Annotated in this window: 1 pseudogene; it reads right to left on the bottom strand. The window is 77.4% G+C overall.

Features of this window, described 5'->3' with window-relative positions:
• Positions 1–424: pseudogene (locus tag B7767_RS40365) on the bottom strand (MFS transporter); the annotation flags it as partial.

The raw sequence follows: 424 nt of genomic DNA, 5'->3' as shown, positions 1-424 counted from the left end.
GGGGGTGGGGGGGGGGTGCCCCGCCGCGATCGAGGTGGCGATGATCAGGCCACCGGTGACCAGGGCGCCGCGGGGGCCGGCCAGTTCCATCAGGAGGCCCAGGGCGGGCGGGCCGCCCAGGCTCCACACCGTGCCGACGCTGCCCCAGACGCCGAGGACGCGTCCGCGCAGATGGGCGGGCGGGTCGGTCTGCAGGACGGCCGTCCCGGCGGTGTCGGAGACGGATTCGACGACGGCCATGGGCAGCACCAGCACCAGCAGCACGGCCAGCGACGGTGACATTCCCGCCACCACCTGCAGCAGCGCGCCCGTCGCCGCGAGGGCGCCGACCAGCCGCACGGACGGCCGTCGCAGCCGCGCGCCGAGCACCGCGCCGAGGATGCCGCCGACCGCGAGGACGGTGGACACCGTGCCGAACGCCCCG

The sequence above is a fragment of the Streptomyces sp. 13-12-16 genome (assembly GCF_002114215.1).
Classification (GTDB): Bacteria; Actinomycetota; Actinomycetes; order Streptomycetales; family Streptomycetaceae; genus Streptomyces.
Note: the sequence above shows the minus strand (reverse complement) of the source record. Positions and strands in the feature narration are given on the sequence as shown.